Raw genomic sequence first — 8,269 nt, 5'->3', positions numbered from 1 at the left:
CCTTCGGGGTTTTTCCCCCGCGCCCCCCCGGCGCCGACCCGCCGGGGGCTGCGCCCCCGGACCCCCCGAAGATATCAGATCACCTTCACCTGCGTGCCGACCGGGCAGAGCGGATAAAGCTCCTCGACCTGGGCGTTGAACAGCCCGATGCAGCCCGAAGAGCTTTTGCGGCCGATCTTGCGGGTGTCATGGGTGCCGTGAATGATATAGGCGGGCCAGTCGAGGTAAAGCGCGCGCGTGCCCAGCGGATTGTCGGGGCCGGGCGGCATCGGGCGCAGGCTGGGATCGGCGGCGAGCATCGAGGCGGTCGGCGTCCAGCCGGGGTTTTCGCGCTTGCGCACGATCTCGGTATAGCCGGTGCGGGTCAGATCCGGGCTTTTCGGCACCGAGGTCGGATAGACGCGATGTTCCGCCGCCTCGGGGGCCCAGTAATGCAGCGCCTTCGAGACCGTATCGGCGATCAGCGTCACCCGGTCGAGCCGGTCGAAATGGTCGCGCCAGTCGATCTGGCGGAAGCCCGAGATATTGGCGCGCGTCGGCGGGGCGATGATCGCGGGCTGGGCGGCCATCGGCACGTCTTGCGTATTCGCGCGCAGCACCGAGGGTGCGAACAGCGCCACGGCGCCCGAGCCGAGCAGCAGACGACGGGTAAGACGGGGGGTAAGACGGGGGGGGTGACTGGGCATCCGGACCTCCTGAAACAGCGCATTGCGGATGCATCATTCGGGGTCTGCGCCGCGGGGTCCAGTCAACTCCTGTCACGAGGCAGTGACAGCATGGGGCAGTGACAGCATGGGCAGTGACAGCAAAAGGCCCTCCGCAGGGAGGGCCTCGGGTCGTGGGCAAGATCGCAGCGCTTATTTCGGCGCGATCATCATCACCATCTGGCGGCCTTCAAGCCGCGGCATCGATTCGACCTTGCCGGCATCGCCGACATCGCCCACGACGCGGTTCAGAAGCTCCATGCCGAGCTGCTGGTGCGCCATCTCGCGGCCGCGGAAGCGCAGCGTGACCTTGACCTTGTCGCCTTCCTCCAGGAATTTCATCACCGAGCGCATCTTGACCTCGTAGTCATGCGTGTCGGTGCCCGGGCGGAACTTGATTTCCTTGATCTCGATGACCTTCTGCTTCTTGCGGGCTTCGGCCTCTTTCTTCTGCTGTTCGTATTTGAACTTGCCGAAGTCCATGATCTTGCACACCGGGGGAACGGCGGTGGGCGAGATTTCCACGAGATCGAGCCCGGCTTCTTCGGCCATCTGCATCGCACGGGCGGGGGTGACCACGCCGACGTTTTCCCCATCCGCCCCGATCAGGCGGATTTCAGGCGCGCGGATGCGTTCATTGATCCGGGGGCCGGTCTCGCGTTGCGGCGGGGCATTGTGCGGTCTGCGGGCTATGGCTCTGATCCTTATGTGGTCAACGGTTGGCGCGCAAAATAGGGCGAGGGGCCTTGTCTTTCAACCGGATTCCGCAACCGGTTCGGCGGGAATCGGCTTGTGCCCGGAAAAAGGCGGCAATGCGACACGTTTCCTTATTCCCAAGTGCAGGCGATAGTTGGAATTGTTGATCGTTCCCATGAGAATCCCAACATGAAAAGGGGGGAAGAATGACCGAAGTGAAATGGAAAGACCTGCCGCAAAATGCCAAGGCGACGCTTGGCATCATCGGCGGGGGGATCCTGCTGGCCCTGATCCTTGGCCTGATGTCGCCGGGTCGCACCGTGGTCACCGTGCCCGTTGATGAACTGCCGCCGGGCGTCCCGGCGACCCCGGCCGCCGCTGCCGCTCCGGCTGCGGAAGCTGCCCCGGCCGCTGAAGCTGCTCCGGCTGCGGAAGCTGCCCCGGCTGCGGAAGCTGCTCCGGCTGCGGAAGCTGCTCCGGCTGCGGAAGCTGCCCCGGCTGCTGAAGCCCCGGCCGCTGAAGCTGCTCCGGCTGCGGAAGCTGCTCCGGCTGCTGAAGCCGCCCCGGCTGCTGAAGCTGCTCCGGCTGCTGAAGCTGCCCCGGCTGCGGAAGCCGCTCCGGCTGTTGAAGCTGCTCCGGCTGTTGAAGCTGCCCCGGCTGCGGAAGCCGCTCCGGCCGCTGAAGCCGCCCCGGCTGTTGAAGCTGCTCCGGCCGCTGAAGCCGCTCCGGCCGCTGAAGCCGCTCCGGCTGTTGAAGCCCCGGCTGCTGAAGCCGCTCCGGCTGTTGAAGCCCCGGCCGCTGAAGCTGCCCCGGCCGCTGAGGCCGCCCCGGCTGTTGAAGCCCCGGCTGCTGAAGCCGCTCCGGCTGTTGAAGCTGCTCCGGCCGCTGAAACTGCCCCGGCTGCTGAAGCTGCTCCGGCTGCTGAAGCTGCCCCGGCTGTTGAAGCTGCTCCGGCCGCTGAAGCTGCCCCGGCCGTTGAAGCCGCTCCGGCTGCTGAAGCTGCCCCGGCTGTTGAAGCTGCCCCGGCCGCCGAAGCTGCTCCGGTTGCCGAAGCTGCTCCGGTTGACGCCGTTGCCGCCGCGCTTGCCGCTGCCGAGGCTGCCAAGGTGGCCGCTGCTGCCGCTACCGCTGCTGCTGCCGCTGCCGAAGCTGCCGCCGCTGCCGCCGCCGCGAAATAAGCGTCGCGCGCCTGACATCGACAAACGCCGCCCCTCGGGGCGGCGTTTTCTTTTGCCCCGCCGCAAGACCGAACACAGATGCGCCAAAGAAAAAGGCCGCCCCGAAGGACGGCCCGTTTCCAATCTGTCTGACGGCTCAGATGCCTTCGCCGACGAAGGCCTTTTCCACGACGAATTCGCGCGGCTCGGAATTGGCGCCCTCGCGCAGGCCGTAGCTTTCCAGAACCTTCATCACGTCGACGTTGAAGGCCAGCGAGCCGCAGACCATCGCCCGGTCGGTTTCCGGGTTCATCGGCGTCAGCCCCAGATCCTCGAACACCTTGCCCGAGGCGAGGTTGTCGGTGATCCGGCCCATGTGGTGGAACTCTTCGCGGGTGGTGGTCGGGTAGTATTTCAGCTTGCCCTCGACCAGCTCGCCGATCAGCGGATCCTCTTGCAGCGCCTCGACCAGCTGGCGGCCGTATTCCAGCTCGGCCACCGTGCGGCAGGTGTGCATCATGATGACTTCGTCGAATTTCTCATAGGCCTCGGGCTCGCGCATCAGCGAGGCGAAAGGCGCAATCCCGGTGCCGGTGGCCAGGAACCACAGCCGCTTGCCCGGCAGCAGCGCGTCGATCACCAGCGTGCCGACGGGTTTCGGGCGCAGGATGATCTGCTCGCCGACCTGGATGTGCTGCAGCCGCGAGGTCAGCGGGCCATCCGGAACCTTGATCGAATAGAATTCGAGTTCCTCGTCCCAGGCGGGCGAGGCGATCGAATAGGCGCGCATGATCGGCTTGCCGTTGTCATCGAGCAGCCCGATCATCACGAATTCGCCCGAGCGGAAGCGCAGCGTCTGCGGACGCGTGACGCGGAACGAAAACAGCGTGTCGGTCCAGTGCCGGACAGAGGTCACCGTCTGCGCATCGGGCAGGACTTTCGCGGGGGCAATCGGGGTGGTCTCGTTCACGGTCGTCTCGTCTTTGAGGCCCGAAGGGGCGATGAAGAAGCGCCGCACCGGCGCGGGTGAAGGCGCGGCAGGAAACATGTGCCGCGATTACCACAAAAGGCCGCGGCGTGCCATGACTATGGGCACATGCCGCCTGCGACCTTTCGCGTCAAGCGATCACGCTGTCGCAACCGGGCGGGCTGGCGCGCCGAACAGTCGCGCGCGGTAGTCATGCGCCTGCCAGTCGGCGCGGGCCAGCCATTGCGCCTCGCCCTGCCGCGCCGCCAGATCGTCGGGGATCTCCACCTCGTCAAAGCCCGAGCGCCGCGCCATGCCGTATTGATCGGCGATCAGCGGCCCGGTGGCGCGCAGACGGCCGGTGTAGCCCGCGTCGCGGATCAGACGGCCAAGGGTGAAACCGCGCCCGTCCGAGAATGCGGGGAACAGCACCTTCACCAGATCCGCCCCGGCAATCAGCCCGGCCAGCGCCTCGGGGGCGGTGGTGGGGGGAACCTCGATGGCGGCGCCGGTGAAATCCTCGGCCGCAAAGCCGGTGTCGCGCACGATCACGCTCATGCCACTTTCCCCTCGTCGCTGTCGTCTTGCCCGGCCGGCTTGGTCCGCACCATCTTGCCGCCGATGAAATGGATGCCGCATTCGGTTTTCGACTGCCCGCGCCAGCGCCCGGCCCGGGGGTCTTCGCCCTCGGCCACCGGCGAGGTGCAGGGCTCGCAGCCGATCGACGGATAGCCCTTGGCGACCAGCGGATGCCGGGGCAGGTTGTTGTTCACGATGTAGTCTTCCAGATCTTCGCGGCCCCAATGCGCCAGCGGATTGACCTTGATGCGGCGGTCATCCTCGGATTCGAAGAAATCGACCGCAGCGCGGGTGCCGCTTTGAAAGCGCTTGCGCCCGGTGATCCAGCCGTCGAACTGCTTGAGCGCGCGTTCCAGCGGTTCGATCTTGCGCACGGCGCAGCAGGCATCGGTGTTGAACTGGTTCAGCGTGCCATCCGGGTCTTCAAAGGCCACGCGCGGTTGCATCGCCCGGATGATGCGGGTGTCGCACAGATGCAGCTTGTCGGCGAGTTCGCGCTGATAGTCGAGCGTCTCGCGAAACAGCATCCGGGTGTCGATGAAGATGACCGGGGTTTCCGGGGCGACGACCGACACCAGATGCAACAGCACCACCGACTCGGCGCCGAAGGACGAGACCAGCGCCACCCGGCCCAGGTCGGAGTCCTTCAGCGCGTGTTCCAGCACGGAAATGGCGCCGTGATGCTTGTAACGGGCATTCAGAAGCGCGACGCGTTCGGCGACGGTGCCCGCGGGCAGTTCACGCGACATCACGGTGTTCTCCATAAAGCGCCAGCCGGAAGGGCTCGCGGCCAAGCCGGTGCAGCGCGGCAAGGAAGGGTTCTTCCGCCGACAGCCGCAGGTCCAGATAGGCGCGCACCAGCCGCTCGATCGCGGGCACGACGGCGTCATAGGCGAAGCCCGGCCCCATCTTTTCGCCGATCGCGGCCTCGGGGCCCTCGGCGCCGCCCAGGGTGATCTGGTAATTCTCGGCCCCGGCGCGATCCAGACCCAGGATGCCGATCGCGCCCAGATGGTGATGGCCGCAGGCATTGATGCAGCCCGAGATCTTCAAGGGCAGCGGACCGATGGTGTCGACCAGCCCGAGCGTCTCGAAATGCTGCGCGATCTCCTGCGCCAGCGGGATCGACCGCGCCGTCGCCAGCGCGCAGTAATCCATCCCCGGACAGGCGATCATGTCGGAAATCAGCCCGACATTCGCCGCCGCCAGCCCGACCTTGCGCAGCGCGACATGAAGCGCGGGCAGATCGGCGCGGGCGACATGGGGCAGAACGATGTTCTGCATGTGGGAAATCCGCAGCTCGCCATAGCCGTGCAGATCGGCCAGATCCGCCACGGCCCGCATCTGCGCCGCCGAGACATCGCCCGGTTCCTCTCCCGGGGTCTTGACCGAGATCGTCACCACCGCATGATCGGCGGCCTTGTGATCGGTGACCGAGTGCTTGGCCCAGGCGGCGAAAGCCGGATCCGTGGCCAGCGCCGCGACATAGGGCGCGGGGTCTTTCGCCAGCAGATCGGGCAGGGCGAAATGCGGCGTGATTTCCGCCAGAAGCGCCTGATCGGCGCCGGTGAATTGCGGCTTGATCCGCTCGAATTCCTGTTCGACCAGATCGCGGAAGGGCTCGATCCCGGTTTCAAACACGGTGATCTTGATGCGCGCCTTGTATTTGTTGTCGCGCCGCCCGATCAGGTTGTAGGCGGCGAGGATCGCCTCCAGATAGGGCAGCAGATCGGCTTTCGGCAGGAAGTCGCGCAGCTCGGGCGCCAGCATCGGTGTGCGGCCCAGCCCGCCACCGACCAGCACGCGAAAGCCGGTTTCGGCCCCGCGCTTGATCAGCTGCAGACCCACGTCATGGGCACGGATCGCGGCGCGGTCTTCGGGGCTGCCGGTGATCGCGATCTTGAACTTGCGCGGCAGGAACTGGAATTCGGCATGATCCGAGGACCATTGCCGGATCAGCTCGGCATAGGGGCGGGGGTCTTCGATTTCATCCGCCGCAGCCCCGGCAAAGGCATCGGTCGTCACGTTGCGGATGCAGTTGCCCGAGGTCTGGATCGCATGCAGCCCGTCATCGGCCAGCCGCTCCAGAATGTCGGGCGTGTCCACCAGCTTGATCCAGTTGAACTGGATGTTCTGGCGCGTGGTGAAATGGCCATAACCGCGATCAAAGCGCTCGGCCACATCGGCCAGCGCCCGCATCTGGCGCGACGAGAGCGTGCCATAGGGAATGGCGACGCGCAGCATGTAGGCATGCAGTTGCAGATAAAGCCCGTTCATCAGCCGCAGCGGGCGGAATTCGTCCTCGGTCAGGCTGCCGTCCAGCCGTCGCGTCACCTGATCGCGAAACTGCGCCACGCGGTTGCGCACGAAGGCTTCGTCGAAGTCGGAATATTCATACATGCGCAGCTTCCTTGGCGTCGTCTTGCTTGCTCGGGCGGATCGAGGGGCCCTTCGCGCGGAACTGCTCGCGCAGCGCCACCGGCACCGGGCCCGCCGGTCCTTGCGTCACATCCACCAGATAGACACCGACCGCAACCGTCGTGTGACCCATCGCAGAGAGCAGGCGCAGCTGCGCCTCGGCCTCGTCGGTCAGGACTTCGGCCTCTGCGATATCGCGCACCCAGGTCTCGGCGGCCGAGAAATAGACGACGTGACCGGCGCGCAGATCATTGGCGCTGACGACTTTCGGAACGAAGGAACGACTCATATCACGGCCTCAAGCGATTGGGCGGCGGCCGCGCGGGGGGCGAGGCCGAACAGGATGACGGCGGGACCTTCCAGACGCGCGGCGGCGGCGGGCAGATCGGCCAAGGTGGTGGCAAGCACGCGCTCCTCGGCGCGGGAAACATTTTCTACGAGCGTCACCGGCGTCGTGGCAAGGGCGCCGTGCATCATCAGCCGTCCTTGCAGGAAACGTGCGGCCTTCTTGCCCATGTAGATCGCGGCAACCGCGCCCGGACGGGCAAGGCCCGCCCAATCCGCCTCGGCAAAGCCCGCGACGTCATGGCCGGTGATCAGGCGCAGCTCCTTGTTGCGGCCGCGCTCGGTCAGGCTTTGCCCCAGGCTGGCGGCCGCGGCCGAGGCGGCGGTGATCCCGGGCAGGACGGTGAAGCCGATCCCGGCCGCTTGCAGCGCGTCAAGCTCTTCGCCCAGACGGCCGAAGACGCCCGGATCGCCCGATTTCAGCCGCAGCACATCGCGCCCGGTCTGCGCAAAGCCCAGCATCAGCGCGGTGATCTCGTCTTGCGCCATATGGGTGCCAAAGCCGGTCTTGCCGGTCTCGACCACCAGGGCCTGCGGCCCGGCCAATGCCAGCACCTCGGCCGGGACAAGCCGGTCATGCAAGATCACGTCGGCCGCGCCAAGCGCCCGCGCCACCGCCAGCGTCAGATGATCCGCGCACCCCGGACCGGCCCCGGCCAGCGTGACATGGCCGGTGCGCCGGGGGGAGGGGGTCTCGGGCGTGCGAAGGGTCTGGGTCATGGCGGTCTCCTTTCGCGCAATATAGGAAATTTTTCCCTGCGAGCGCCATGCCCCCTTGCGAATAAGGAACTTCGTTTCCTATCCTGGGTCCGGCAGAGGAGATTTCCTGCGAAACGGGGGAAAAGGCGAATGGCGGTCCGGTTGGACGAGATGGATCGGAAGATCCTGTTTCAGATGCAGGAAGACGCGAGCCAGTCGCTCGACGAGATCGCGCGCAAGGTGGGCTCGTCGAAGACCCCGGTGTGGAACCGGATCCGCAAGATGAAGGATCTGGGCGTGATCGGGCGGCAGACGGTGCTGCTGGATGCCGAGGCGCTGGGGCTCGAGGCCTGTTTCTTCGTGCTGATCCGGACCTCGGAACACGAGGCCGAGTGGCAGCGCCGGTTTCTGGCAACGCTGCGCGCGCGCCCCGAGGTGCTCGAGGCGCATCGGCTGGCGGGCGATATCGATTATATCCTGAAGGTGCGGGTGAAGAACGCGCGCGCCTATGACCTGTTTTATCAGGCGCTGATCTCCGAGGTGAAGATCTACAATGTCACCGCGCTTCTGAGCATGGAAGAGATCAAGTCGACGACGATTCTGCCGGTGTGACCCGGTCGGGCCGGGGGGGGGGGGGGGGGGGGGGGGGGGGGGGGGGGGGGGGGGGGGGGGGGGGGGGGGGGGGGGGGGGGGGGGGGGGGGGG

General features: G+C 66.6%; 10 protein-coding genes. 1 reads left to right on the top strand and 9 read right to left on the bottom strand.

What is annotated here, in order from left to right:
- Positions 1-74: 74 nt before the first annotated feature.
- The 9 genes from FBT96_RS16750 to cobA form a co-directional block, all read right to left on the bottom strand.
- Positions 75-686, bottom strand: a complete 612-nt coding sequence (locus FBT96_RS16750) for a L,D-transpeptidase (RefSeq protein ID WP_136908632.1) — start codon at positions 684-686, stop codon at positions 75-77.
- A 171-nt stretch (positions 687-857) separates the two neighbouring features.
- On the bottom strand, positions 858-1,346 hold the full coding sequence (infC, locus tag FBT96_RS16745) for a translation initiation factor IF-3 (RefSeq protein WP_317618001.1): 489 nt from the start codon (positions 1,344-1,346) through the stop codon (positions 858-860).
- Positions 1,347-1,531: 185 nt separating this feature from the next.
- Entirely contained in the window at positions 1,532-2,602 is a 1,071-nt protein-coding gene (locus FBT96_RS16740; RefSeq protein WP_136908630.1) for a hypothetical protein, read from the bottom strand.
- Between the two features lie 112 nt (positions 2,603-2,714).
- Positions 2,715-3,605, bottom strand: a complete 891-nt coding sequence (locus FBT96_RS16735) for a ferredoxin--NADP reductase (protein ID WP_394347683.1) — start codon at positions 3,603-3,605, stop codon at positions 2,715-2,717.
- 78 nt (positions 3,606-3,683) lie between these two features.
- Positions 3,684-4,082, bottom strand: coding sequence for a DUF934 domain-containing protein (locus tag FBT96_RS16730; RefSeq protein WP_136908628.1), 399 nt, complete (start codon positions 4,080-4,082; stop codon positions 3,684-3,686).
- Positions 4,079-4,852, bottom strand: coding sequence for a phosphoadenylyl-sulfate reductase (locus FBT96_RS16725; RefSeq protein WP_136908626.1), 774 nt, complete (start codon positions 4,850-4,852; stop codon positions 4,079-4,081). Before FBT96_RS16725 ends, FBT96_RS16730 begins: the two co-directional genes overlap by 4 nt.
- The gene (locus FBT96_RS16720) at positions 4,842-6,503 is read right to left on the bottom strand and encodes a nitrite/sulfite reductase (protein WP_136908624.1); all 1,662 of its coding nucleotides are present in this window, start codon (positions 6,501-6,503) and stop codon (positions 4,842-4,844) included. Before FBT96_RS16720 ends, FBT96_RS16725 begins: the two co-directional genes overlap by 11 nt.
- A complete protein-coding gene (locus FBT96_RS16715) occupies positions 6,496-6,810 on the bottom strand; it encodes a DUF2849 domain-containing protein (protein WP_136908622.1) in 315 nt (104 codons plus the stop codon). Before FBT96_RS16715 ends, FBT96_RS16720 begins: the two co-directional genes overlap by 8 nt.
- On the bottom strand, positions 6,807-7,586 hold the full coding sequence (gene cobA / locus FBT96_RS16710; protein ID WP_136908620.1) for a uroporphyrinogen-III C-methyltransferase: 780 nt from the start codon (positions 7,584-7,586) through the stop codon (positions 6,807-6,809). Before cobA ends, FBT96_RS16715 begins: the two co-directional genes overlap by 4 nt.
- Positions 7,587-7,715: 129 nt before the next feature.
- Between cobA and FBT96_RS16705 the strand changes: the two genes are divergently transcribed.
- A complete protein-coding gene (locus FBT96_RS16705) occupies positions 7,716-8,177 on the top strand; it encodes an Lrp/AsnC family transcriptional regulator (RefSeq protein ID WP_055208687.1) in 462 nt (153 codons plus the stop codon).
- Positions 8,178-8,269 lie beyond the last annotated feature (92 nt).

Origin of the sequence: Rhodobacter capsulatus (assembly GCF_005144475.1) — a bacterium.
GTDB lineage: Bacteria > Pseudomonadota > Alphaproteobacteria > Rhodobacterales > Rhodobacteraceae > Rhodobacter > Rhodobacter capsulatus_C.
The sequence above is the reverse complement of the archived record's forward strand: the minus strand, read 5'-3'. Positions and strand labels throughout refer to the sequence as shown.